This is a genomic window from Xylophilus sp., assembly GCA_009914555.1.
Lineage (GTDB): Bacteria > Pseudomonadota > Gammaproteobacteria > Burkholderiales > Burkholderiaceae_C > WNDY01.
Window position 1 is genome coordinate 17,405 of sequence record WNDY01000040.1, and the last position, 24,984, is coordinate 42,388.

A 24,984-nucleotide genomic window follows, 5' to 3' on the forward strand; every position below is an offset into this window, starting at 1 on the left:
AAGACCGGCCAGCGAGAAGCCAGCCGGATTCAGCAGAGCCAGCGAGTGTAGCAGGCTGCCGGTCAGGCCTCGTTCTGCTCCAGGAAGCGCTGGGCATCCAGGGCCGCCATGCAGCCCGTGCCGGCGCTGGTGATGGCCTGGCGGTAGACATGGTCCTGCACGTCGCCGGCGGCGAACACGCCCGGGATGCTGGTCTGCGTCGCGAAGCCTTGGCTGCCGCTGCGGGTGACGATGTAGCCGTCCTTCAATTCCAGCTGGCCCTGGAACAGCTCGGTGTTGGGCTGGTGGCCGATGGCGATGAAGCAGCCCTTGAGTTCGATGTCCTCGGTGCTGCCGTCCTGCGTGCTGCGCAGGCGGATGCCGGTCACGCCGCTGTCGTCGCCCAGCACTTGGTCGAGCGTGCGGTGGGTCTTGAGCACGATCTTGCCGGCGGCGACCTTGTCGTGGACTTTGTCCACGAGGATCGGCTCGGCCTTGAACCTGTCGCGGCGGTGCACCAGGTAGACGCGGCGGGCGATGTTGGCCAGGTACAGCGCTTCCTCGACGGCGGTGTTGCCGCCGCCGACCACGCAGACGTCCTGGTCGCGGTAGAAGAAGCCGTCGCAGGTCGCGCAGGCCGAGACGCCGCGGCCCGAGAAGTGCTGCTCCGACTCCAGCCCCAGGTACTTGGCCGAGGCGCCGGTGGCGATGATGACCGCGTCGGCCGTGTAGACGCCGCTGTCGCCGGTCAGGGTGAACGGGCGCCGGCTGAAATCGACCTGGTTGATATGGTCGAACACGATCTCGGTGTTGAATCGCTCGGCATGTTCGAGGAAGCGCTGCATCAGGTCCGGGCCCTGCACGCCGTGCACGTCGGCCGGCCAGTTGTCGACCTCGGTCGTGGTCATGAGCTGGCCGCCCTGGGCGATGCCGGTGATGAGCAGCGGCTTCAGGTTGGCGCGGGCGGCGTAGACGGCGGCGGTGTAGCCGGCCGGGCCGGAGCCGAGGATGAGGACTTTGGCGTGCTTGGTGGTCGTGGACATGGTCCGGTCCTTTGCAATGCAGGCGTGCGCGGCGGGGGCGCACGTTTGGGGAAGTCTGGGGGCGAAGCCGCGAGTATCAACCGGCGGCACGGCGGCCGCCGTTCGCGGATTTCAATGGCAGCCATTGTAAGAAGCGGTTGCACAATGCCGGGCGCGCGGGGCCAGGCCCGTCAGGGGCATGGGGTAAGCTCGCCGCGCACCCTATGACCTATTCCCTGAACACCCTCAATTCCTCGACGGCGGCCAAGGGCGGCCCGCGCGGAGCCGCCGGCCGTTTCGCCCACGAGATCGGGCTGGTGGTCGGTCTGCTGGCGCTCGTGTTCTGGCTGCTGTCGCTGCTCAGCTACTCTCCGCAGGACGCGGCCTGGTCCACCTCGGGCGTCGGTGCCGCCGCGCGCAACTGGGGCGGCCGGCTCGGCGCCTGGCTGGCCGACGGCAGCTACTTCCTGCTCGGATTCTCGGTCTGGTGGGCCGTCGCCGGCGCGGTCTGCGCCTGGCTGCGCTCGCTGGCGCGCTGGATGCGCGCCGGCGAGCCCGGCGCGGTGACTGGCCTGCTGCCGCCGCGGGCGGCCTTCTGGGGCGGCCTCGCGCTGCTGCTGGTCGCGAGCACGGCGCTGGAATGGTCGCGCCTGTACCGCTTCGAGCGCTGGCTGCCGGGCCACGGCGGCGGTGTGCTCGGCTACCTGACCGGGCCGGCCGGCGTGCAGTGGCTGGGCTTCACCGGCTCGGGCCTGCTGGGCATCATGGGCGTGGTGCTCGGCGTGTCGCTGGTGTTCCGCTTCTCCTGGGGCCACCTGGCCGAGCGCCTGGGCGCGCGGCTGGTCGGCCTGGTCGAATGGCGGCGCGAGAAGCGCGAAATCGCCAAGGACGTGGCCGTGGGCAAGCGCGCCGCGCGCGAGCGCGAGGCCGTGCTGGAGGAGGAGCGCCACGAGGCCGAGGAGCATCCTCCTGTGCCGGTGCAGATCATCGAGCCGGTGTTGGTCGATGTACCCCGCAGCGAACGCGTGGTCAAGGAGCGCCAGAAGCCGCTCTTCACCGAGCTGCCGGACAGCCCGCTGCCGCAGATCGACCTGCTCGACGGAGCGCAGGCGCGGCAGGAGACCGTCTCGCCCGAGACGCTGGAGATGACCAGCCGCCTGATCGAGAAGAAGCTCAAGGACTTCGGTGTCGAGGTGCGCATCGTCGCGGCTTCGCCCGGGCCGGTCATCACCCGCTACGAGGTCGAGCCGGCCACCGGCGTGAAGGGCTCGCAGGTGGTCAACCTGGCCAAGGACCTGGCGCGCTCGCTGTCGCTCGTCTCGATCCGCGTGGTGGAGACCATTCCGGGCCGGAACACGATGGCGCTCGAACTGCCGAACGCCAAGCGCCAGACCATCCGCCTCTCCGAAATCCTCGGCTCGCAGGTCTACCACGAGGCCAAGTCGATGCTCACGATGGGCCTGGGCAAGGACATCGTCGGCAAGCCGGTCGTGGCCGACCTGGCCAAGATGCCGCACGTGCTCGTGGCCGGCACGACCGGCTCGGGCAAGTCGGTCGGCATCAACGCGATGATCCTGAGCCTGCTCTACAAGGCCGAGGCGCGCGACGTGCGCCTCTTGATGATCGATCCGAAGATGCTCGAAATGTCGGTCTACGAAGGCATTCCGCACCTGCTCGCGCCGGTGGTCACCGACATGAAGCAGGCCGCGCACGGCCTCAACTGGTGTGTGGCCGAGATGGAGCGCCGCTACAAGCTCATGAGCAAGCTCGGCGTGCGCAACCTCGCGGGCTACAACACCAAGATCGACGAGGCCAAGGCGCGCGAGGAGTTTATCTACAACCCGTTCAGCCTCACGCCCGAGGAGCCCGAGCCGCTGCAGCGGCTGCCGCACATCGTGGTCGTGATCGACGAGCTGGCCGACCTGATGATGGTCGTGGGCAAGAAGATCGAGGAGCTGATCGCGCGCCTGGCGCAGAAGGCGCGTGCCGCCGGCATCCACCTGATCCTGGCGACCCAGCGGCCCAGCGTGGACGTGATCACCGGCCTCATCAAGGCCAACATCCCGACGCGCATCGCGTTCCAGGTCAGCAGCAAGATCGACAGCCGCACCATTCTCGACCAGATGGGCGCCGAGGCGCTGCTCGGCATGGGCGACATGCTCTACATGGCCAGCGGCACCGGGCTGCCGGTGCGGGTGCACGGCGCCTTCGTCTCCGACGAGGAGGTGCACCGCGTCGTCAGCTACCTCAAGGAGCAGGGCGGCGAGCCCGACTACATCGAGGGCGTGCTCGAAGGCGGCACGGTCGATGGCGAGGACGGCGGCGCGTTCGGCGAAGGCGGTGGCGAGGGCGGCGAGAAGGACCCGATGTACGACCAGGCCGTCGAGATCGTGCTCAAGAACCGCAAGGCCAGCATCTCGCTGGTGCAGCGCCACCTGAAGATCGGTTACAACCGCGCGGCGCGCCTCGTCGAGGATATGGAAAAGGCCGGCCTGGTCAGCGCGATGAGCGGCGACGGCAAGCGCGACATCCTGGTGCCGGCCCGCGCCGAATGATTCCTTCCTCCATCCGACCCATGACGCTTTCCCGCATCGCCGCCGCGCTGGCCCTGGCCGGCGCCGCCTTCGCGGCCCAGGCCGACGGCCTCGCGAGCCTCGACCGCTTCCTGCAATCCACCCGCAGCGGCCGCGCCGACTTTACCCAGACGGTGACTTCGCCGCCCAGGGACGGCCAGGCCGCGCGCACCCGCAACTCCAGCGGCACCTTCGAATTCCAGCGGCCCGGCCGCTTCCGCTTCGTCTACACCAGGCCGTTCGCCCAGACCATCGTGGCCGACGGCCGATCGCTGTGGCTCTACGACGCCGACCTCAACCAGGTGACCGAGCGCCCGCAGTCGCAGGCGCTCGGCGCCACGCCGGCGGCGCTGCTCGCGGCCACGCCGGACCTGAAGTCGCTCCAGGCCGACTTCACGCTCGAAGCCGCGCCGGACGCCGACGGCCTGCAGTGGGTGCTGGCCACGCCCAAGGCCCGGGATGGCCAGCTGCAGAGCGTGAAGGTGGGCTTTCGCGGCGACACGCTGGCCGCGCTCGACATGCGCGACAACTTCGGACAGCGCTCGCTGATCCGCTTCGAGAATGTGCAGGCCAATCTGGCGCTGCCGCCCGCGACCTTCACCTTCAAACCGCCGGCTGGCGCCGACGTAGTGAAGCAGTAGGGGTATCCCGCTCAAGCGCTTGTACCACAGGCGCTGTCGGCCTATGCCGTATGGGGTATCTGTGCCGCCTTCCTGGGCGGCTGCGCCATGCTTGCAGAAGGCTGAAGCCTCGCCTTCCCGCCGCCGTTTTGCAGGGAAAACCCGCGACGGCCCGCAAACCCCGATTTCTACAATCGTTTACGCCTCGGGCGGCGGTGCGATGGCGCTGCCGCGCAGCCGGGCGGGGAGGGACGGCGAGGCCGGCTCCATCGCGTGATCAACAAACATGGAGTCAAGCACACCATGGATCGTCGTTCCATCATCAAGCACGCAGGCCTCGCCGGCGTGCTGGCCGCCGGGGCTGCACCAGCCGTGCATGCGCAGGGCGCCTCGGTGCGCTGGCGCCTGGCGTCGAGCTTTCCGAAGCCGCTCGACACCATCTACGGCGGCGCCGAGGTGTTCGCCAAGAAGGTCGGCGAGCTCACCGGCGGCAAGTTCCAGATCAGCGTGCATGCGGTCGGCGAACTGATGCCTGCGCTCGGCGTGGTCGACGGCGTGCAGCAGGGCTCGGTCGAGGCCGGCCACACCGCGGGCTACTACTTCTTCGGCAAGAACGAGACGTTCGCGATCGGCGCGGCGATTTCGTTCGGAATGAACACCCGCCAGCTCAACGCCTGGTGGTTCGAGGGCAACGGCAAGAAGCTCACGCGCGAGTTCTATGCCAAGTACGGCATCGTGGATTTCGCCTGCGGCGACACCGGCGCGCAGATGGGCGGCTGGTTCCGCAAGGAGGTCAAGGGCGTCGAGGACTTCAAGGGCCTGAAGTTCCGCATCGGCGGCTTCGCCGGCCGCGTGATCGAGCGCCTGGGCGCGGTGCCGCAGAACATCCCGGGCGGCGAGATCTACCAGGCGCTGGAAAAAGGCACGATCGACGCGGCCGAATGGATCGGCCCCTACGACGACCAGAAGCTCGGCTTCAACAAGGTGGCGCCGTACTACTACTACCCCGGCTGGTGGGAGGGCACGCTGCAGCTCGACCTGCTGGTCAACCAGAAAGCCTACGACGCGCTGTCGGCCGAGTACAAGGCCGTGATCGACGCCGCGACGGCCTATGCGCACATCGACATGCAGACCAAGTACGACGCGCGCAACCCGACCGCGCTCAAGCAGCTCGTGGGCGCCAAGACCAAGGTGCTGCCGTTCCCGAAGACGGTGCTCGACGCCTCGTTCAAGGCCGCGATGGAGATCTATGCCGAGCTCGACGGCAAGAACCCCGACTGGAAGAAGATCTACGACGACTACAAGGCGTTCCAGAAGGACCAGATCCTCTGGTCGCGCTTCGCCGAAGGCCGGTTCGACAGCTTCATCCAGTCGGTCAAGCTGCCCTGAAAAGATACAGGGCAGGGTAGGGGCTTGGAGCAGGCATGTTCCAAGCGCTCTGGGCGGATACTCCTCCCCACTCGTTATTTTTCCTCGCCGGCGCTCGCCTTGCGCGCGTAGAAGGCTGCGACCTCGGCGATCTCCTGGTCGGTCATCGCGCGGGCCACGTTGCGCATCTGGGCTTCGCCGTCGTTGCGCCGCGCGCCGCTGCGGAACGCCTGGAGCTGCTGCACCAGGTAGTGGGCCGGCATGCCTTCGAGCCACGGCGCGCCGAACTTCTGGTCGATGCCGCCGTGGCAGGAGATGCAGGGCGCGATGTTGCGCAGCGGCGCACCCACGCGCACGAGGGCGGGCAGCGATTCGTCATAGGTGGTGGGCGCGGTGCGGGCCTTGGGCAGATAGGCGTAGTAGGCCGCGAGGTCGGCGATGTCCTGCTCCGACAGGCCGCGCGCCAGCGCCTCCATGACGGCGCTGCGGCGGTGGCCGCTGCGGTAGTCCATCAACTGCTTGACGATGACCTCGGGGTACTGGCCGGCGAGGTTTGGCGCATCGGAGGCGCTCAGGCCGCGCGCGCCGTGGCACATGGTGCAGTTGAGCGCCAGCGTGCCGCCGCGGCCGACCGACGCCGCCGGCGGCGCGGCCGCCATCGACCGCGCGAGCACGACCTCGGTGGTGGCCGGGCCGGTCTTGACCGCCGACGCTCCGCCCCAGCTCGACGGCAGGCCGGCCGTGCGGCAGATGCTGTCCCACAGCCCCTGCGCGGTGAAGTCGCTCTTGACCGCGGGCAGCAGCACGAAGCCGGCCAGCACCGACAGCACGGTCAGCGCCACGAGCCCGCCAACGCTCCAGCGCACCCACGGGTTCGACCAGGCATGTGGACGCTGCGGCGACATCACCGGCTCCCGATCGGAATGACCGGCACGTAGGCTTCCTTGAGGACCGCGAGCTGCGCGATCGGATAGCCGTAGTTCACGACCGTCAGGCCGATCATCATCGCCACCCAGAGGCCGAAGCCGTTGAGCGCGGCCGGCGTGTGCGCGCCCGGATGGGCCGCGCGGCTGAAGGTGAATGCCGGCACCGGCGCGCCCGGCGGCCCGCGGCGCGCCCGCGCCAGCGTCCAGACCAGCAGGATGCCCGAGGCCAGCAGCACGAAGCCGCCGAGCGCCGACACGGTGACCGTCCAGGCCTGCGGATGGATGTCGGGATGGGTGTAGTCGTAGTACGCCATGCGCCGCGGCATGCCGAGCAGGCCGACGAGGTGCCACGGCAGCGACAGCACCATCATGCCGACGAACCACAGCCAGACCTGGATCTTGACGAGCCGCTCGGAGGGCCGCGCGCCGGTGAGCTGCGGCCAGAGCTCGTAGGCGGCCATGAAGTACATGAGCACGATGGCGCCCGCGAAGATCAGGTGGAAGTGGCCGGTGACCCACTGCGTGTTGTGCACCGTCTCGTTGAGCTGGTAGCTCATGTTGATGATGCCGCCGGCGCCGCCGAAGCCCAGCATGATGAACGAGAAGGCGACGGCCAGCATCATCGGCCGGTCCCACGGCAGTACCTTGACCCAGGCGAAGAGGCCCTGGCCGCCGCGCAGCCGCCCGGCGATCTCGACCGACGCGACGATCGTGAACACGGTCAGCAGCGTGGGCACCGACACCATCGCCGTCATCGCCGCGTGCACGAACTTGAAGCCCGCGCCGACCTGCGGGTCGGCGAACAGGTGGTGGATGCCGATCGGCATCGAGAACACGAGGAACAGCACGAAGGCCACGCGCCCCATCGTGTCGCTGTAGAGCCGCCCGCCGATGGCCCGCGGCACCAGCGTGTAGAACACGATGTAGGTCGGCATCAGCCAGAAGTAGACGATGGCGTGCAGCGTCCATGAGAAGAACACCCGCGCCAGCCCGGCGTTGATCGTGTCGGTGAGGCCGAGCGAGGCCGGCAGGATCAGCACCAGCACCTCGATGGCCGCGCCGAGCGAGGTCCAGGCCCAGAGGTAGGCGCCGGCCACGTTGCCGAACATGGCCAGCGGCACCGCCTCGCCCGGATGCTCCTTCTTCCAGGCGCGCAGGTTGACCGACATCAGCGCGACCCAGACCCACGAGCCGACCACGACCAGCACCACGCCGAGGTAGTAGAACGGGCTCGCGAGCATCGGCGGGTAGAAGGTATAGAGCACCGAGGCCTTGCCGACGGCCATCGTCACCGCCGCGAGCGCAGTGCCGGCGATGACCAGCCAGAAGCCGGCCCAGGCCCAGCGCAGGCCGATCAGCGGCCGCTTGAGCGCCAGCTCGCTGACCGCATAGCCGAAGCCCATCGCCACGAGCGTCGGCAGCACGTAGGCCATCACGGTGCCGTGCGCGGTGACCGAGCGGTAGTAGTGCTCGGGGTTGTTGAACCAGGTCGCCAGCGGGCTGCGGATGTACATCTGCCAGGCGCCGAGCACCAGCGCGCCGAGGAAGGCGACGAAGGCGACCCAGAAGTGGGCGAGGACCAGCCTCCTAGCGAGGAACACAGCTCATCCTTTCCCCGGGCTGCGCCCTGGCGAGGAATTCTTCGCGCGGCAGCACCTGCACGCGCGCCCACATGGCCTCGTGGCCGGTGCCGCAGTATTCGTGGCAGGGCATGAGCTGCTCGCCGGTGGTGCGGAACGACGTGGTGAACGTGGCCACGAAGCCCGGGATCAGCATCGTGTTGGCATTGGTGCGGCCGACGATGAAGCCGTGGATCGCGTCGGTGGCCGTGCCGCGGAAGGTCACTGGCGTGTCGGCCGGCACGACGATGCACTGCGGCTGGAAGGAATACTGCTGCGCGATGAGCCGCACCGTCACCTTGCCGTCGTCGTCGACCGCGGTGCCGAGGTTGCTCTCGACGAATTCGCCCTTCAGGTGCAGCGTGTTGATGTCGACCGTCTCCACGCGCGAGGGCGGCATCGCCGCCCAGTGCAGGCCGGTGACCACCATCATGAGCACGAGCACGGCGATGATCGCGGCGACGATCAGCGCCCAGCGCCGCTCGGCCGCGACGGCGACCGCTTCGGCATCGTGGGTGGGTGGCAGCGCGGCGCTCACTGCACGGCTCCGCGCGGCAGGTAGGCCGCGAAGTAGAAGATGAAGTAGATCGCGACGACGATCGCGGTGGCCACGCCGGCGACGGCGAACGCGCCCAGCGGGCCGCGGCGCACGATCTCCTCGACGCAGCGGTCTTCTTCCTCGGTATCGGACGGTGTCGTGCTCATTCGGGTAGCAGCTTGCGCAGCTCGCTGATCTGGGCCGGCTGCACCGGCGTGCCGCTGTTGTCCCAGGCCACGCGGATGTAGGTGACGACGGCGGCCACGTCCTCGTCGTTGAGGAGATGGCTGAACGGCGGCATGCCGTGCGGCCGCGGGTTCTTCTTCGTGCCCGGCGCATAGCCGCCGTTGAGCACCATGCGGATCGAATTGACCGGCGAGGCCATCGTGATCGACTGGTTGCCTGCGAGCGGCGGGAAGGCCGGCGGATGGCCCTTGCCGTCCTCGCCGTGGCACATGGCGCACTGGGCCGTATAGATGCGGCGGCCCGACTCGAACGTGCCGGGGCTCACCAGGCGCGCCTGGCTCGTCGGCGGCGGCTCGGTGTCGCGCTGCGGCAGCGCCTTGAGGTAGACCGCCATGGCCCGCACGTCCTCGTCGCTCAAATACTGCAGGCTGTTGTAGACCACCTCGGCCATCGGCCCGTAGGTGGTGCCGCGGTGCGAGGCGCCGGTCTGCAGCAGGTCGACGATATCCTGGATCTCCCAGTTGCCCAGGCCGGCCTCACGGTTCGACGTGAGCGAGGGCGCGTACCAGTTCTGGTTGGGGATCATGCCGCCCTCGAACGCCTTGGATTCGCTCGACCCGCCGAGCGCGTTGATGGCCGTGTGGCACATCGCGCAGTGGTCCAGGCCCTGCACCAGGTAGGCACCCCGGTTCCATTCGGCGTTCTGCTGCGGGTCGGGCTTGAACTCGCCCTCGCGGAAGTAGAGCGTGCGCCAGCCGAGCAGCAGGTCGCGGTTGTTGAACGGAAAGGCGAGCTCGTGCGGCCGGTTGGGCTGGCGCACCGGCGGCACCGACATCAGGTAGGCGTAGATCGCGTCCGAGTCCGAGCGCGTGACCTTGGTGTAGGAGGCGAACGGCATGGCCGGGTAGAGCAGTGTGCCGTCCTTGGAGACGCCGGTGTGCATCATCCGGTAGAAGTCGTCGGCGGTCCAGCGGCCGATGCCGGTCTCGTCGTCGGGCGTGATGTTGGGTGTGTAGAGGGCGCCGAACGGTGTGGCCATGGCGCGGCCGCCGGCGAAGACCCTGCCGGTGGGATCGGTGTGGCAGGCCACGCAGTCGCCCGCGCGGGCCAGGTATTCGCCGCGGTTGATGACCGCCGTGGCCGCGTCGGACGCCGGGGCCCTTCCCTCGCGCGGCCCGCGCTGCGGCAGCGCGCCCGGTTGCAGCCAGGCGAGCACGGCGAAGCCGACGAGGGCCAGCACGGCCAGCGCGACGATGATGCGCAGGGCCAGCTTCATGACGGCCGCCGCTGGCTGCCGCATGCCAGGGGCATGCGGACGACGTTGGACGCCTCCGGCGACGGGTCGGCCGGCGCGGGTTGGCGCGATAGCCAGGCGGTGACGGCCGTGACGTCGGCATCGGACAGGCGGTTGGCGACGCGCTGCATGCAGTCGGGCTCCGCCGCATGGCGCTCGCCCACGCGCCAGCGCGTGAGCTGCGCCGCGACGTAGGTCGGCCGCAGCCCCGCGAGGCCCGGGATGCCGGGCTCCATGCCCGTGAGGCCCGCACCATGGCAGGCCACGCAGGCCGGCACGCCGAGCGCGGCATCGCCGGTCTTCACGAGTGCCTGGCCGCGCGCGAGCACCTCGGGGCCGACCTGCAGGGGCTTGCCCGGCGCGAACGGCGGGCGCTGCCGGGCGAAGTGCTCGGCGATCTCCTGGAGGTAGGCGTCGGGCAGGTAGGCCACCAGGTAGTTCATCGGCGCATAGCGGCGCGTGCCGTTGCGGAAGGCCACGAGCTGGTTGTAGAGGTAGCCTGCGGGCTTGCCCGCGATGCGCGGGAAGTAGCCGTTGCTGGTGCCCTGGCCGCTTTGGCCGTGGCAGGTGACGCAGCCCTGCACGCGGGCTTCGACGGAGTTGACCTCCTTGAAGGACGGCGTGGCAGCCGGTGGCGCTGCCGCGGCCTGCGCCCACACGATGCCGGGAACAACGGCCAGCGCGGCCATCGCACACAGCCGCTGCAGGGGGCGGCACAGGCCGCCGGGGCCGCGCCATGTCGAACGCTCGATTGCAGGCTGTTCGTCCATCGTGGTGTGATGTTGTGGGCTTCGCTGCTCCACGGACGCGGTGGAGCGCGGTCTTTCGAAAAATGCTATCACCCCGCTGTGCGGTCGTTCCGCGCCGGCGGCATGGATTGGCTGTTGTCCTACACGGCAGCGCCGGCCCGCCCATCGGGCGGCGCCGTCAGTGTGCAGCGGTCGTCCAGCCGGCCAGCTGCTGCAGCGCGATGTGGCCGAGCGCGGCGATCCAGCCGGGGCTGTCGTTGAGGCACGGGATGTAGCCGAACTGTTTGCCGCCGGCCTGCAGGAAGGCGGCGCGCGCCTCCTGGTCGATCTCCGCCAGCGTCTCCAGGCAGTCGCCGGTGAAGCCGGGGCAGGCCACGTCCACGCGCTCGAGGCCGCCGCGCGCCAGGGCGATCAGCGTGGGCTCGGTATAGGGCTCCAGCCAGCGCGCGCCGCCGAAGCGCGACTGAAAGGTCAGCTTCCACTGGTCGGGCTCCAGTTCCAGCGCCTGCGCCAGCAGTTCGCCGGTGCGCCGGCATTCGCGCTCGTAGGGGTCGCCCAGCGCCACGTTGCGTGCCGGGATGCCGTGGAAGCTCATCACCAGCAGCGGCGCCCGGCCGTGCTCGCGCCAGTATGCGCGGATGCGCTGGGCCAGCGCGGCGATGTAGGCCGGGTGGTCGTGGTAGCGAGCGACGATGCGCAGGTCCGGCAGGTCGCGCTGCGCGCGGCTCCAGGCGCCCACGGCGTCATAGATGCTCGCGGTCGTCGTGCCCGAGTACTGCGGGTAGAGCGGCAGCACCAGGATGCGACGGGCGCCGGCGGCCACCAGGGCGTCGAGCTGCTGCGCGATGGCCGGCTGGCCGTAGCGCATCGCGTCGCGCACCTCGACCGCGTGTCCGGACTGGTCCAGCCAGCCGCCGAGCCGCACCGCCTGCTTCTTCGTCCACACGGCCAGCGGCGAGCCTTCGGCGGTCCAGATGCTGCGGTACTTGGCGGCGGAGCGGGCCGGCCGCAGCCGCAGGATCACGCCGTGCAGCAGCGGCTTCCAGACCGCCGGCGGGATCTCCACCACCCGCGGGTCGCCGAGGAACTGGCCGAGGTAGCGGCGCAGCGCGGCCGGCGTGGGCGCGTCGGGCGTGCCGAGGTTGCAGAGCAGCAGGCCGGTCGTGGAGTCGGGCAGGGTCATGGCGGCGCGGAGAGCGGCAGGATGGAAAGTGGCTGGGGTATTCTGGGGTCATCATGATCGATGTTTCCCTGATCCGCGGCATCACGCTCGACCTCGACGATACGCTGTGGCCCGTCTGGCCGGCCATCACCCGTGCCGAGCATATGCTGCGGCAATGGCTGGGCGAGCACGCGCCGGCCACGGCCGCGCTGTATTCCTCCACCACCGCGCTGCGCGAGATCCGCGAGCAGGTCGGCCGCGAGCGCCAGGACCTGCGCCACGACCTGAGCGAACTGCGCCGCGAGGCCATCCGCCGCGCCCTCGCGCATGCCGGCGAAGACCCGGCGCTGGCGGTGCCGGCGTTCGACGTCTTCTTCGCCGAACGCCAGCGCGTGGAACTGTTCGAGGACGTACTGCCCGCGCTCGACCACTTGGCCGCGCGTTTTCCGATCCTGGCGTTGACCAACGGCAATGCCGACGTGCACCGCATCGGCCTGGGTCGCTATTTCCGCGGCACCGTCAGCGCGCGCGACAGCGGCTTCGGCAAGCCCGACGCGCGCATCTTCCAGGCTGGCGCCGTGGCCCTGGGCCTGCATGCTTCGCAGGTGCTGCATGTCGGAGACGATGCCTCGCTCGACGCACTGGGTGCGCTGCAGGCGGGCATGCAGACGGCCTGGCTCAACCGCGGCGAGCACCCCTGGCCGCATCCCGATCTGCCGCATGCCGAGGTGGGCGATCTGCTGGAACTCTGCCGTCTGCTGAAATGAGGGGGTATGCATCCCTGGCGCTTGATCTGTGCGCAGAACGGGGTGGTAGGGTAGGGGGTATATGGCTCAGAGATTCGCTGCGCGCATCAGTTCGCTCAGCGATATGCCCAGCGCCGCCGCGATGCGTGCCGGGTATGGATTGAAGGCCGCTGCGCACCGCGCCTTCGAGCGTGGCGGGATAAGGCCCTTCCACATGGTCGCCCGCCGCGGCCAGCCCCGCGGCCAGCGCCTGCGGCGGCCGCCGCAGCGCCGGCGTGCAGGCGAAGGTGGCGCGGCGTTCCACCACCGTGCGCAGCGGCGTCAGCACGCCGAGCCATGGCAGCTGCCGCGCCGCCTGCGCCAGCACGGCGGCCTCGATCGCCTCGGCCTCGCCGCCGGCATGGCTGACCACGAAGGCCAGCAGCCCGGCCGGGCCGCCGAGCCGGCCGCGGTCGAACACGAACTGCGCCGGGCCGTCGTCCGCTCCGCCGCGCAGCGCCAGCATCGGAGCGGGCAGCGCCGCGCCCTGCGGCGCGAACGCATAGGCAGTGGCAATCGCGGTGAACTCCAGCGCCTGCGCGAGGGCGATCCACTCCGCGACCGGCGGATGCAGCGCCGCCAGCGGCCGCAGCAGCCGCACCGCCTCGGCCGGCGGCAGCGCCAGCACCACGCGGTCGAAGCGCGTGCCGTCGACCCGCCAGCCGGTGCCTTCGGCCGCCAGCTGCTGCACCCGGTGGCCGAGCCGCACCGCCGCGCCGCGCCCGGCCAGCCAGCGCGTGGCCGCTTCCGGCAGCAGTGCGCCGAGATCGGTGCGCGGCAGCAGCAGGTCGGCGCCGCCGCGCGTGCCGAACAGCGCGTCGCGCAGCACGCGCAGGAAGACCGCGCCGCTTGCCTGCGCGGCAGGCAGGTTCAGGGCCGAAACGCACAGCGGCTCGACCAGTTCGTCCATCACGCGCCGCGTCAGCCCGCGGGCCGCGTCGGCCACCGTGGCCTGCGCGCCGCAGGCGAAACCGGCGCGCTGCCAGCCGAGCGCCGTGCGAACGAGCTAGAGCTTGTCGCGCCAGTCCCAGCCGCGCGCCGTGGCGATGCCGGCCAGCAGATCCAGCGGCGCGGGCCAGGGCGGCAGCGCCAGGCCGCCGCCGTCGGCATGGCGCAGCGACAGCGGCTGGCGCAGCAGGGCGGTGGCCGGATCGACGCCGACGGTGCGCATCAGCGCCAGCGTGTCGGCATAGGCGCCAATGAGGATGTGCTGGCCGTTGTCCAGCAGGATTTCGCGGCCGTCGGGCAGCGTGGCCGGCAGGGCCCGGGCGCGGCCGCCGGGCCGGCGTGCGGCCTCGAACAGCGTGACCGCGTCATCGGCCTGCTGCGCCGCAACCGCGGCTGCGATGCCGGCCCAGCCCGCGCCGATGACGGCCGTCGCCGGCCGTGGAACACCTCCGCCTCCGGCTGCGGTGCGAGCACCTTCGGGCGGCCGGACGGTGTTCACAGGATGCCCAGCGCTTGGACCTTCCAGGCGAGCCAGAGCTTGCGCAGCGGTGTGAGCGTGACGCGCTGGTCCAGCACCTTGAACTGCTCGTGCTCGATCTCGCGCAGCAGCGTGCGGTAGATGCTGGCCATCATCAGCCCGGGCTTCTGCGACCGGCGGTCGGCCGCGGGCAGCAGCGCCAGCGCTTGGTCGTACAGGCCATGGGCCCGCTCGGCCTGGAAGCGCATCAGCGCGGCGAAGCGGTCGGACCAGGTGCGCTTGAGGATCTCGTGCGCCTTCACGTCGAAGCGCTGGAGGTCATCGACCGGCAGGTAGATGCGGCCGCGCAGCGCGTCCTCGCCCACGTCGCGGATGATGTTGGTGAGCTGCAGCGCCTGGCCCAGCGTGTGGGCATATTCGGTGGTCTGCGGCTGGGTCTGGCCGAAGATGCGCGCGGCCACTTCGCCCACCACGCCGGCCACCAGGTGGCAGTAGCGCTGCAGCGCCGGGTAGTCGAGGTAGCGGGTCTGCTCCAGGTCCATCTGGCAGCCCTGCACGACGGCCTGCAGCTGCTGCTGCTCGATGCCGTACGCGGCCGCATGCGGCATCAGCGCGACCATGACCGGATGCGACGGCCTGCCGGCGAAGGACCTGGCGATCTCCGACTGCCACCAGGCCAGCTTGGTCGCCGCCACGCCGGCATCGCTCACCTCGTCGACCACATCGTCCACCTCGCGGCAGAACGCATAGAACGCGGTGATGGCCGCGCGGCGCGGGCGCGGCAGGAACAGGAAGGCGTAGTAGAAGCTGCTGCCCGAGGCGGCGGCTTTCTGCTGGACGTAGTCTTGGGGCGTGGTCATGAAGCGGCGGTCGTGGGCCGCGATTGTCCCATTCGTAGCGCACGCCACAGCATCACCGGCAGGTCGCGCGCCCCGACGGTCGGCCGCCGCTCCAGCGTGCGGTGGCCGATGGCGGCGATGCGGTCGAGGATGCGCAGACCGCCCTGCACCACCAGCCGCAGTTCCCAGCCGGCGCGGCCGGGGATGCGGTGCACCAGCGGTGCGCCGGCCAGCATGCCGGCGCGCGCCCAGGCGCAGCAGTCGGCGACCAGCCGTGCGGCCTCGGGCGTAGGTTCCAGGCTGCGCAGCGCAGCCTCGTCCACGCCGAAGCGCTCGCAGTCGGCCGTGGTGAAGTACAAGCGGCCGCGCGGTATGTCCACGCTCGGGTCCTGCCAGAAGTTGATGAGCTGCAAGGCGGTGCAGATGCGGTCGCTCATCGCCAGCGATGCGGCATCGCCGGTCCCGTAGAGGTGCAGCAGCAGCCGGCCCACCGGGTTGGCCGAGCGGCGGCAGTAGTCGGCCAGTTCGGCGCGGTCGGCATAGCGGCGGGCGTCGCGCGTGAAGGCGATGTCCTGCGCGAAGGCGTCCAACAGGTCGGTCAGCAGGCGCTCGGGCAGGCGGTGGCCGGCGATGGCGCGGGCGAGCGGGTCGAAGACCTGGGGCCAGCGGGCGGAGCTGCCGCCGCCATGGGCCGCAGCCGCCAGGTCGGCGCGGTAGGCGTCCAGGGCGTCCAGCCGCTCCTGCGGCGAGGCATCGCCCTCGTCGGCGATGTCGTCGGCCGTCCGGGCGAAGTGGTAGATCGCCATGACCGGCGCGCGCAGATGCGGCGGGCACAGCAGCGAGGCGACCGGGAAGTTCTCGTAATGGCCGACCGCCTGGGCCTGCAGACCGTGGCTGGCGACGGTGGAAGAGGGGGGCGAAGGCGGATTCACCCGCAGATTGTCGCTGCGCGATGCCTGCGGGCCCGGAAGAGGTGCCGGCGCGGGGTAAACTAACAGGTTGACCGCAAGGCATGCGGGCGAGGCCCCAGCCGTCGCTCGACTGTCCGAGAAAAACCGCGCGGGTGGCGAAATTGGTAGACGCACCAGGTTTAGGTCCTGACGCCAGCAATGGTGTGGGGGTTCGAGTCCCCCCCCGCGCACCACGCCGGATCGGCCATCCCTCCAGGCCCTGCCTCCCTCGGACGCAGGGCTTTCCTTTTCCTTCTGCGCGCACGCCGGCGCCTTGACGACCATCAAGCCGGCGCCGTCCCCGTCCCACAGCCGGCGGCCCGGCCGGATGGCGTGCGGCTCCCCGCAGCGGCGCTACATCCGGGGCTGGCAGCGCTCGGGCGAGCGCTGTCCTTCTACCCGACAGGAGATGCGCCATGGACACGCAGGCCCACCCCACCACTGCTGACACCGACCTTGCCGAGCAGGCCCATCCCGGCTACGGCATTCCGTCCCAGGACCCGCGGCCGGGCGCCCAGCAGCCACTCACGTCCGCAGAAGCCGACCGCGAAGCGCATTCGGTCTACATGGGCGGGGGCATCATGGTCGGCGCGGCAGCCGGCGCAGCCGTGGGTGCCGCAGTCGCCGGCCCGGTCGGCACGGTGGTCGGGGGCGCGGCCGGAAGCGTGGCGGGCGTCTTGGGCGCCGCGGCGGCCGGCAGCGCCGTGAAGCCCGATCCGCCGGACAAGTGAGGAAGAAGGCTGGGGAGATGGCCGGCGCTTCCCGCTGCCAGGCCCTGGCCGGGCGCCGCAGCCATTCGACCCGGCGTTCGTCGGTCCGCGCTTCCTGGTCGATGTTGCCGTACTGCCGGTCGCGTTCGGCGCGCGGAGCCTTGGCCCAGTTCTCGTTGCGCTCCGAGAGGCTGACGGCAATCCAGCCTTGGGGATGTGCCTCCGCAGTCATGGGCATGCTCCGGCAGACGGGACCATGGGCCGATGGCCCGGCCATTCTAGGAAGCGGTGCCGACAGCCGGGGATGTCTGCTTGTCGGGGAGGCGCTCGGTTAGAATCATGGGTTTTCCTCGCGGCGGCCCAGCCTTCGCATACGAGGGAAATAGTCCGGGAGCGGCGCGGGGAGCAGTCATCTTCGCGTCCTTCCTCCGAACATCCATGGGGTGTGCGAACCGGTGGCCACTTCCCGGCGCCAGCGATGGCGCAAGGACGGTTTCCTGGCCGTGCGCCCCCCGACCTGAGAAGACGATCATGGCAGTCAATGTCGAAACCCTCGAGAAGCTGGAACGCAAGATCACGCTGACGCTGCCCGTCACGACGATCCAGTCCGAAGTCGACGCCCGGCTCAAGCGCTTGGCCCGCACCGTGAAGCTCGACGGCTTCCGTCCCGGCAAGGTGCCTCTGTCCGTCGTGGCCCAGCGCTACGGCTATTCGGTGCAGTACGAAGTGCTCAACGACAAGGTCGGCGAGGCCTTCTCCGCTGCCGCCAACGAGGCGCAGTTGCGCGTGGCCGGCCAGCCCCGCATCACCGAGAAGGAAGGCGCTGCCGAAGGCCAGGTGGCATTCGATGCCGTCTTCGAGGTGTTCCCCGAAGTCAAGATCGGCGACCTGTCGACCGCCGAGATCGAGAAGCTGTCGGCCGAGGTGGACGATGCCGCCATCGACAGGACGCTTGAGATCCTGCGCAAGCAGCGCCGCACCTTCGCCCAGCGCCCGGCCGACGGTGCAGCCCAGGACGGCGACCGCGTGACGGTCGACTTCGAAGGCAAGATCGACGGTGAAGTCTTCCAGGGCGGCCAGGCCAGCGACTTCCAGTTCCTGGTCGGCGAAGGCCAGATGCTCAAGGAATTCGAGGACGCGGTGCGCGGTCTCAAGGCCGGCGAGAGCAAGACCTTCCCGTTGTCCTTCCCCGAGGACTACCACGGCAAGGACGTGGCCGGCAAGCAGGCCGACTTCCTCGTGACGGTCAAGAAGATCGAAGCCGCCAGCCTGCCCGAAGTGGACGAAGCCTTCGCTCAATCGCTCGGCATCCCCGAAGCCACGGTCGACGGCCTGCGCGCCGACATCAGGAAGAACCTGGAGCGTGAAGTCAAGTTCCGCCTGCAGGCCCGCAACAAGCAGGCCGTGCTGGACGCGCTTTCGGCCCAGGCCGAACTCGACCTGCCGAATGCCAGCGTGCAGTCCGAGCTGGAGCGCCTGGTCGAAGGCGCCCGCGCCGACCTGAAGCAGCGCGGCATCAAGGACGCCGACAAAGCCCCGATCCCCGAGGACATCTTCCGCCCGCAGGCCGAGCGCCGCGTGCGCCTGGGCCTGGTCGTGGCCGAACTGGTGCGCGCCAATGAACTGCAGGCCAAGCCCGAACAGGTCAAGGCCCACGTCGAGGAACTGGCGGCCAGCTACGAGAAGCCGGCGGACGTCGTGCGCTGGTACTACGGCGACGCCCAGCGCCTGGCAGAGGTCGAAGCCGTGGTCATCGAGAACAACGTGACCGACTTCGTCCTGGGCAAGGCCAAGGTCGTCGACAAGGCCGTGTCGTTCGAAGAGCTGATGGGTCAGCAGGCCTGAGGCCTTCTTGGCCGAGAAGGCGCCCAGCGACGGCGCCTTCGATGCGCAGCGGGGCTTGTGCCGACGTGCACAGGCCCCATTTCGTTTTTGGGTAAAGTCGTGCCCACCTCTGGAGAAAGCGAAAAAATGAGTTCACTGGATACCCAAGCCCTGGGCCTGATCCCCATGGTCATCGAGCAGTCGGGGCGCGGCGAGCGTTCGTTCGACATCTACTCGCGCCTGCTCAAGGAGCGCATCGTCTTCCTGGTGGGCGAGGTCAACGACCAGTCAGCCAACCTCGTGGTGGCGCAGCTGCTGTTCCTCGAAAGCGAGAACCCCGACAAAGACATCTCGTTCTACATCAATTCGCCGGGCGGCAGCGTGTCGGCCGGACTGTCGATCTACGACACGATGCAGTTCATCAAGCCGGACGTCTCCACGATGTGCCTGGGCTTCGCGGCCAGCATGGGCGCCTTCCTGCTCGCGGCTGGCGCCAAGGGCAAGCGCTTCTCGCTGCCGAACTCGAAGATCATGATCCACCAAGTGCTCGGCGGCGCCCGCGGCCAGGCCACGGACATCGAGATCCACGCGCGCGACATCCTGCGCACCAAGGAGCAGCTCAACCGCATTCTGGCCGAGCGCACTGGCCAGCCGCTGGAGAAGGTGCGTGCCGATACCGAGCGCGACTATTTCCTGACGGCCGACGAGGCCAAGGACTACGGCCTGGTCGACCAGGTGGTGTCCAAGCGCGGCTGAGCTGCCGAGCGGGGTTTGCGGCGGCGTTTTCCCCGGCAGGGGGCGCCGCATCCCTTTCGCTATCATCCCCGAACGTTCACGTCACGAGGCAATAGTTTCCATGGCCGAGAAAAAAGGCTCTTCCAGCGAAAAAACCCTGTACTGCTCCTTCTGCGGAAAGAGCCAGCACGAGGTGAAGAAGCTGATCGCCGGACCGTCGGTTTTCATCTGTGACGAGTGCATCGACCTGTGCAACGAGATCATTCGCGACGAGCTGCCCGCAGCCGGTGCGGAGAAGGACTCGCGTGGCGACCTGCCGACCCCGTCCGAGATCAAGTCCAACCTGGACAACTACGTCATTGGCCAGGAGGTGGCCAAGCGTACGCTGGCCGTCGCGGTCTACAACCACTACAAGCGCCTGCGCCACAAGGACAAGGCTTCCAAGGACGATGTGGAGCTCGCCAAGAGCAACATCCTGCTGATCGGCCCGACCGGCTCCGGCAAGACGCTGCTGGCCCAGACGCTGGCGCGCCAGCTCGACGTGCCCTTCGTGATGGCCGACGCGACCACGCTGACCGAGGCCGGCTATGTCGGCGAGGACGTCGAGAACATCGTTCAGAAGCTGCTGCAGAGCTGCAACTACGACGTGGAGCGCGCCCAGCGCGGCATCGTCTACATCGACGAGATCGACAAGATCTCGCGCAAGTCCGACAACCCGTCGATCACACGCGACGTGTCGGGCGAGGGCGTGCAGCAGGCGCTGTTGAAGCTCATCGAAGGCACGATGGCCAGCGTGCCGCCACAGGGCGGGCGCAAGCATCCGAACCAGGACTTCCTGCAGATCGACACGACCAACATCCTGTTCATCTGCGGCGGCGCGTTCGCGGGGCTGGAGAAGGTCATCGAGAACCGCACCGAGGCGTCGGGCATCGGCTTCGGTGCTGCGGTCAAGAGCAAGCAGCAGCGCACGCTCAGCGAGGTGTTCCACGAAATCGAGCCCGAGGACCTGATCAAGTTCGGCATCATTCCCGAACTGGTTGGCCGCATGCCGGTGATCGCGACGCTGGCCGAGCTCAGCGAGGATGCGCTCATCCAGATCCTCATCGAGCCCAAGAACGCGCTGGTCAAGCAGTACAGCAAGCTGCTGTCGATGGAGGGCGTGGACCTGGAGATCCGTCCTGCCGCGCTGAAGTCCATCGCCCGCAAGGCGTTGAAGCGCAAGACCGGAGCCCGCGGCCTGCGCTCCATCCTCGAGCAGGCGCTGATCGGCACAATGTTCGACTTGCCGAACGCGTCGAACGTCGACAAGGTGGTGGTCGACGAGTCCACCATTGAGGAAAGCAAGCCGCCGCTGCTGGTCTACCGCGAAGCCGCGAAGAAGGCATGACCGCGACGTCGCCCGCCCCTGGATCGTCCGGCCCGGGGTGCGGCGGGTGGCGACTGCCGTCGCTCCGCCAGGGCGCCGGACCACACGACCCTGCAGACCCTACTGACGGGTCTGGTGCAGCTGCGGGTTGAAAATCCTCGCGAGCCGACCATATTCACCAGGAACTTACAAGGATTCCCATGTCCGGTCATACCCCCCTGCCAGCCACCCCGATCGCGCTGCCGCTGCTGCCGCTGCGCGACGTGGTGGTGTTTCCGCATATGGTCATTCCGCTGTTCGTCGGCCGGCCCAAGAGCATCAAGGCGCTCGAGCAGGCCATGCTGGCCGAGCGGCGCATCATGCTCGCCGCCCAGAAGACAGCGGCGAAGGACGAGCCTTCCGTCGACGACATGTTCGACGTGGGCTGCGTCTCCACCATATTGCAGATGCTGAAACTGCCCGACGGTACGGTCAAGGTACTGGTCGAAGGCCAGCAGCGCGCCCGGGTGGACGGCATCGAGGACGGCGAGACCTACTTCACCGCCACCGTCACGCCGATCGAGCCGCCTGCATCCGATGATTCGAGCGAGATCGAGGCGCTGCGCCGCGCGGTGATGCAGCAGTTCGACCAGTACGTCAAGCTCAACAAGAAGATCCCGCCGGAGATCCTGACCTCGATCTCCAGCATCGACGACGCCGGCCGCTTGGCCGACACCATCGCCGCCCACCTGCCGCTCAAGCTCGACAGCAAGCAGATCGTGCTCGACTTGGCCGATGTGAAGCTGCGCCTCGAAAACCTCTTTGAGCAACTGGAGCGCGAGGTCGACATCCTCAACGTCGACAAGCGCATCCGCGGCCGCGTCAAGCGCCAGATGGAGAAGAACCAGCGCGACTTCTACCTCAACGAGCAGGTCAAGGCCATCCAGAAGGAGCTTGGCGAGGGCGAGGAGGGCGCCGACATCGAGGAGATCGAGAAGCGCATCCAGGCCGCGCGCATGCCCAAGGAGGCCCGTAAGAAGGCCGAGAACGAACTCAAGAAGCTCAAGCTGATGTCGCCGATGTCGGCCGAGGCCACCGTCGTGCGCAACTACATCGACGTGCTGGTCGGCCTGCCCTGGTCCAAGAAGACCAAGATCAAGCACGACCTCGGCAATGCCGAGGAAGTGCTCAACGAGGACCATTTCGGCCTCGAGAAGGTCAAGGACCGCATCCTCGAGTACCTCGCGGTGCAGCAGCGCGTGGACAAGGTCAAGGCGCCGATCCTCTGCCTGGTCGGCCCGCCTGGCGTTGGCAAGACCTCGCTCGGCCAGTCCATCGCCAAGGCCACCGGCCGCAAGTACGTGCGCGTGGCGCTCGGCGGCATGCGTGACGAGGCCGAGATCCGCGGGCACCGCCGCACCTACATCGGCGCGCTGCCGGGCAAGGTGCTGCAGAGCCTCAACAAGGTGGGCACGCGCAACCCGCTGTGCCTGCTCGACGAGATCGACAAGCTGGGCACCGACTTCCGCGGTGACCCGTCGAGCGCGCTGCTCGAAGTGCTCGACCCGGAGCAGAACCACACCTTCGGCGACCACTATGTCGAAGTCGATTTCGACCTCAGCGACGTGATGTTCGTTGCCACGTCGAATTCGATGAACATCCCGCCGGCGCTGCTGGACCGCATGGAAGTCATCCGTCTCTCGGGTTACACCGAGGACGAGAAGACCAGCATCGCGATCAAGTATCTGCTACCCAAGCAGATGAAGAACAACGGCGTGAAGGACGAGGAACTCCACGTGACTGATGCCGCAGTCCGCGACGTCGTGCGCTACTACACGCGGGAAGCCGGCGTGCGCTCGCTGGAGCGCGAACTGTCCAAGATCTGCCGCAAGGTCGTCAAGGCACTGCAGCTCAAGAAGGCCGAGCCGCAGGTCGTGGTGACCGAGGACAACCTGCCGGACTACCTGGGTGTGCGCAAGTTCACCTACGGCCGTGCCGAAGAGCAGAACCAGGTCGGCCAAGTCGTGGGGCTGGCCTGGACCGAGGTGGGCGGCGACCTGCTGACCATCGAGACCGCGACCATGCCTGGCAAGGGCGCGATCATCCGCACGGGCTCGCTCGGCGACGTGATGAAAGAGTCAGTCGAGGCCGCCCGCACCGTAGTGCGCAGCCGCGCCCGCCGCCTGGGTACCAAGGACGAGGTATTCGAGAAGCGCGACATCCACATCCACGTGCCCGATGGCGCCACGCCCAAGGACGGGCCGAGTGCGGGTGCGGCCATGACGACCGCGCTGGTGTCGGCGCTGACCGGTATCCCGGTGCGGGCCGACGTGGCCATGACCGGCGAGATCACGCTGCGCGGTGAGGTCACCGCCATCGGCGGCCTGAAGGAGAAACTGCTCGCCGCCCTGCGCGGCGGCATCAAGACGGTGCTGATCCCCGAGGAGAACGTGAAGGACCTGCAGGAGATCCCGGCCAACGTGAAGGACGGCCTGGAGATCGTGCCGGTCAAGTGGATCGACAAGGTGCTCGAGGTGGCCCTGCAGAGCCGCCCCGAGCCGCTGCCGGAAGAGGAGGCCGTCCCTGCTTCGCCGGCTGCTCCTGCGGCTGAAGGAGTCTCGTCGACGCCGGCTGCGGACGCCTTCAAGCACTGAAAAGGCGAAAAAGCGCCCGGTTTGCCCTGGGAGTGTGAAATCTCGGGCTATAATTCCATCCATTGACGCCAACGACGGAAACGAAGTTTGCAGTGCGGGAATAGCTCAGTTGGTAGAGCGCAACCTTGCCAAGGTTGAGGTCGACGGTTCGAGCCCGTTTTCCCGCTCCAGATTCCGGGAAAAAGGAAGCGCATCCAGCTTCCTTTTTTTATGGTGAACCCATTCCGGCGCGGTAGCAAAGCGGTTATGCACCGGATTGCAAATCCGTGTAGGTCGGTTCGACTCCGGCCCGCGCCTCCAGCGTCTGGTCGTTGTGATTTTTGCGGGAATAGCTCAGTTGGTAGAGCGCAACCTTGCCAAGGTTGAGGTCGACGGTTCGAACCCGTTTTCCCGCTCCAACTTATGATCTACAGACTTCCACTGGCGTCTGTAAGTTGTTGAAAGGAGGGGCTTCGGCTCATAAGCGCTAACCAGTCGTCTCGTGCAGATCATCCTGCTGATACGTTCTGTGTCGAGGAGGCTCACGCAAGCTGGCGGCGATTTCCTTCCAACGCTTCAGGCTATCGAGCAGCGAGAGCACTGGATTGACGGCCTGCAATACTGACTACCCCTGTCGCTGTGAAAGATCAGACCGGCCGGCGGTCTGCGCCGAAAACAGGCCATCAGCAGAGCGTCCTTGACCAGCGAGGTCTGCATGTGCGGCTGCAGGCTCCAGCCCACCACTTGGCGGCTGTGCAGGTCCAGTACGGCGGCCAGGTACAGCCAGCCCTCGTCGGTGGCGATGGAGGTGATGTCGCCGCTCCATAGCGCATTAGGCGCAGCCGGCGTGAAGCGGCGTTGCACCAGGTCCGGGGCCACCGGCAAGCGGTGCGTGCTGTCGGTGGTCACCACGAACTTGCGCTTGCCCTGGGCCCTGATGCCGTGGCGCTGCATCAGTCGGCGCACCCGCTCCTTGCCCACCCGCAGGCCGCGGGCCCGCAGTTCGCGGTGCATGCGCGGCCAGCCGTACTCGCCGCGCAACTGCTCGTGGATGGCTCGGATGTGGGCCAGCAAGGCGTCGTCGCTGTGCAACTTGTGCCCGCTGTGATTCGCATCGCGCGAGCAGTTCTCTCAGCGGAAATTGAAGTTGAAGTTATCCCGGTTCCACGGACGGTTATCGGCTTGATTCTCAAGCCGGGATTGGATCTTCCTCGTTGATCTCGGTTGCCACTTGTGAATCGCCCCGGCTTTCGTGGAGGCCAGTTGGTGTGAGTCAGCCCAGGATGGCCTGACCAGCGAGTTGCCGATGGTAGTTCGCCTCGGCTTCAGCTGGCGGGATGTAGCCGATAGACTCCATCAGCCGGTGATGGTTGAACCACAAGACCTGATCTTGCCCCCGTTTCACGGACACCCCTATAAGCGATTAACTATCGCAATAGGAGGTGGACGATGACCAAGAGCAAGGCAGGCAGAAAGGGGCAGGAGTTCAGCCTGGAGTTCAGGCAGCAGGCACTGTTGCGAGCGGCCACAGAAGGGGTAACCACGGTGGCTCGTGATCTGGGGTTGCAGCCTGCCCAGCTGTACAGTTGGCGCGCCCAGGCGCGGCGGCACGACCAGGACGATCAGGCACAACGCTTGGAGTTGGCCGAACATGCACGGCTCAAACGTGAAGTGGCGCGGCTGGAGGAGGAGAACGCTTTC

The 24,984-nt window shown here is 68.4% G+C and carries 20 protein-coding genes, 4 tRNA genes and 2 pseudogenes; 14 read left to right on the forward strand and 12 right to left on the reverse strand.

Annotation, left to right across the window (positions count from 1 at the left end; genetic code table 11):
* Nucleotides 1-62: 62 nt before the first annotated feature.
* Nucleotides 63-1,022, reverse strand: coding sequence for a thioredoxin-disulfide reductase (gene trxB, locus GAK38_RS16460; RefSeq protein WP_325345950.1), 960 nt, complete (start codon nucleotides 1,020-1,022; stop codon nucleotides 63-65).
* Between the two features lie 203 nt (nucleotides 1,023-1,225).
* Here trxB and GAK38_RS16465 point away from each other — a divergent pair, with 203 nt between their 5' ends.
* The 3 genes from GAK38_RS16465 to GAK38_RS16475 all read left to right on the forward strand — a co-directional run bounded on the left by GAK38_RS16465 (nucleotide 1,226) and on the right by GAK38_RS16475 (nucleotide 5,583).
* Nucleotides 1,226-3,556 (forward strand): DNA translocase FtsK, encoded by a 2,331-nt coding sequence (locus tag GAK38_RS16465; protein WP_325345952.1) that lies wholly within the window; start codon nucleotides 1,226-1,228, stop codon nucleotides 3,554-3,556.
* A gap of 20 nt (nucleotides 3,557-3,576) precedes the next feature.
* Nucleotides 3,577-4,215, forward strand: coding sequence for an outer membrane lipoprotein chaperone LolA (gene lolA / locus GAK38_RS16470; protein WP_325345954.1), 639 nt, complete (start codon nucleotides 3,577-3,579; stop codon nucleotides 4,213-4,215).
* Nucleotides 4,216-4,497: 282 nt separating this feature from the next.
* The gene (locus GAK38_RS16475) at nucleotides 4,498-5,583 is read left to right on the forward strand and encodes a TRAP transporter substrate-binding protein (protein ID WP_325345956.1); all 1,086 of its coding nucleotides are present in this window, start codon (nucleotides 4,498-4,500) and stop codon (nucleotides 5,581-5,583) included.
* A 74-nt stretch (nucleotides 5,584-5,657) separates the two neighbouring features.
* Here GAK38_RS16475 and GAK38_RS16480 read toward each other — a convergent pair whose 3' ends face one another.
* From GAK38_RS16480 to hemH, 7 genes are all read right to left on the reverse strand, one after another.
* Nucleotides 5,658-6,467 (reverse strand): c-type cytochrome, encoded by an 810-nt coding sequence (locus GAK38_RS16480; RefSeq protein WP_325345981.1) that lies wholly within the window; start codon nucleotides 6,465-6,467, stop codon nucleotides 5,658-5,660.
* Nucleotides 6,467-8,089, reverse strand: coding sequence for a cbb3-type cytochrome c oxidase subunit I (locus GAK38_RS16485; RefSeq protein ID WP_325345958.1), 1,623 nt, complete (start codon nucleotides 8,087-8,089; stop codon nucleotides 6,467-6,469). Before GAK38_RS16485 ends, GAK38_RS16480 begins: the two co-directional genes overlap by 1 nt.
* A complete protein-coding gene (locus GAK38_RS16490; RefSeq protein ID WP_443089232.1) occupies nucleotides 8,076-8,633 on the reverse strand; it encodes a cytochrome C oxidase subunit II in 558 nt (185 codons plus the stop codon). The genes GAK38_RS16485 and GAK38_RS16490 overlap by 14 nt, the downstream gene beginning before the upstream one ends.
* Nucleotides 8,634-8,641: 8 nt before the next feature.
* The gene (locus tag GAK38_RS16495; protein WP_325345960.1) at nucleotides 8,642-8,812 is read right to left on the reverse strand and encodes a hypothetical protein; all 171 of its coding nucleotides are present in this window, start codon (nucleotides 8,810-8,812) and stop codon (nucleotides 8,642-8,644) included.
* On the reverse strand, nucleotides 8,809-10,107 hold the full coding sequence (locus GAK38_RS16500) for a c-type cytochrome (RefSeq protein WP_325345962.1): 1,299 nt from the start codon (nucleotides 10,105-10,107) through the stop codon (nucleotides 8,809-8,811). The genes GAK38_RS16495 and GAK38_RS16500 overlap by 4 nt, the downstream gene beginning before the upstream one ends.
* The gene (locus tag GAK38_RS16505) at nucleotides 10,104-10,814 is read right to left on the reverse strand and encodes a c-type cytochrome (protein ID WP_443089233.1); all 711 of its coding nucleotides are present in this window, start codon (nucleotides 10,812-10,814) and stop codon (nucleotides 10,104-10,106) included. Before GAK38_RS16505 ends, GAK38_RS16500 begins: the two co-directional genes overlap by 4 nt.
* A 238-nt stretch (nucleotides 10,815-11,052) precedes the next feature.
* A complete protein-coding gene (gene hemH, locus GAK38_RS16510; RefSeq protein ID WP_325345965.1) occupies nucleotides 11,053-12,057 on the reverse strand; it encodes a ferrochelatase in 1,005 nt (334 codons plus the stop codon).
* Nucleotides 12,058-12,110: 53 nt separating this feature from the next.
* Between hemH and GAK38_RS16515 the strand changes: the two genes are divergently transcribed.
* Nucleotides 12,111-12,803 (forward strand): HAD family hydrolase, encoded by a 693-nt coding sequence (locus tag GAK38_RS16515; protein WP_325345967.1) that lies wholly within the window; start codon nucleotides 12,111-12,113, stop codon nucleotides 12,801-12,803.
* A 142-nt stretch (nucleotides 12,804-12,945) separates the two neighbouring features.
* Here GAK38_RS16515 and hpnE read toward each other — a convergent pair.
* From hpnE to hpnC, 3 genes and pseudogenes are all read right to left on the reverse strand, one after another.
* Nucleotides 12,946-14,190 (reverse strand): annotated as a pseudogene (hpnE, locus tag GAK38_RS16520) (hydroxysqualene dehydroxylase HpnE); the annotation flags it as partial.
* Between the two features lie 74 nt (nucleotides 14,191-14,264).
* Nucleotides 14,265-15,107, reverse strand: a complete 843-nt coding sequence (gene hpnD, locus GAK38_RS16525; RefSeq protein WP_325345969.1) for a presqualene diphosphate synthase HpnD — start codon at nucleotides 15,105-15,107, stop codon at nucleotides 14,265-14,267.
* Nucleotides 15,104-15,973 (reverse strand): squalene synthase HpnC, encoded by an 870-nt coding sequence (hpnC, locus tag GAK38_RS16530; protein WP_325345983.1) that lies wholly within the window; start codon nucleotides 15,971-15,973, stop codon nucleotides 15,104-15,106. The genes hpnD and hpnC overlap by 4 nt, the downstream gene beginning before the upstream one ends.
* 170 nt (nucleotides 15,974-16,143) lie before the next feature.
* Between hpnC and GAK38_RS16535 the strand changes: the two genes are divergently transcribed.
* The 9 genes from GAK38_RS16535 (at nucleotide 16,144) to GAK38_RS16575 (ending at nucleotide 23,702) form a co-directional block, all read left to right on the forward strand.
* A tRNA-Leu gene (locus tag GAK38_RS16535) sits at nucleotides 16,144-16,230 on the forward strand.
* Between the two features lie 222 nt (nucleotides 16,231-16,452).
* Nucleotides 16,453-16,767, forward strand: a complete 315-nt coding sequence (locus tag GAK38_RS16540; protein WP_325345970.1) for a hypothetical protein — start codon at nucleotides 16,453-16,455, stop codon at nucleotides 16,765-16,767.
* Between the two features lie 510 nt (nucleotides 16,768-17,277).
* Nucleotides 17,278-18,591 (forward strand): trigger factor, encoded by a 1,314-nt coding sequence (gene tig, locus GAK38_RS16545; RefSeq protein WP_325345972.1) that lies wholly within the window; start codon nucleotides 17,278-17,280, stop codon nucleotides 18,589-18,591.
* Nucleotides 18,592-18,717: 126 nt separating this feature from the next.
* Nucleotides 18,718-19,326 (forward strand): ATP-dependent Clp endopeptidase proteolytic subunit ClpP, encoded by a 609-nt coding sequence (clpP, locus tag GAK38_RS16550; RefSeq protein WP_325345975.1) that lies wholly within the window; start codon nucleotides 18,718-18,720, stop codon nucleotides 19,324-19,326.
* Between the two features lie 100 nt (nucleotides 19,327-19,426).
* On the forward strand, nucleotides 19,427-20,692 hold the full coding sequence (gene clpX / locus GAK38_RS16555; protein WP_325345977.1) for an ATP-dependent Clp protease ATP-binding subunit ClpX: 1,266 nt from the start codon (nucleotides 19,427-19,429) through the stop codon (nucleotides 20,690-20,692).
* Nucleotides 20,693-20,871: 179 nt separating this feature from the next.
* Nucleotides 20,872-23,304, forward strand: a complete 2,433-nt coding sequence (gene lon / locus GAK38_RS16560) for an endopeptidase La (RefSeq protein WP_325345979.1) — start codon at nucleotides 20,872-20,874, stop codon at nucleotides 23,302-23,304.
* A 94-nt stretch (nucleotides 23,305-23,398) separates the two neighbouring features.
* A tRNA-Gly gene (locus GAK38_RS16565) sits at nucleotides 23,399-23,474 on the forward strand.
* Between the two features lie 56 nt (nucleotides 23,475-23,530).
* A tRNA-Cys gene (locus tag GAK38_RS16570) sits at nucleotides 23,531-23,604 on the forward strand.
* Nucleotides 23,605-23,626: 22 nt separating this feature from the next.
* Nucleotides 23,627-23,702, forward strand: a tRNA-Gly gene (locus tag GAK38_RS16575).
* Between the two features lie 181 nt (nucleotides 23,703-23,883).
* On the opposite strand, the pseudogene GAK38_RS16580 reads toward GAK38_RS16575, so the two are convergent.
* A pseudogene (locus tag GAK38_RS16580) lies at nucleotides 23,884-24,369 on the reverse strand (IS3 family transposase); the annotation flags it as partial.
* Between the two features lie 363 nt (nucleotides 24,370-24,732).
* Between GAK38_RS16580 and GAK38_RS16585 the strand changes: the two are divergent.
* A partial coding sequence (locus GAK38_RS16585; protein ID WP_291781585.1) for a transposase occupies nucleotides 24,733-24,984 on the forward strand: 252 nt, incomplete at its 3' end.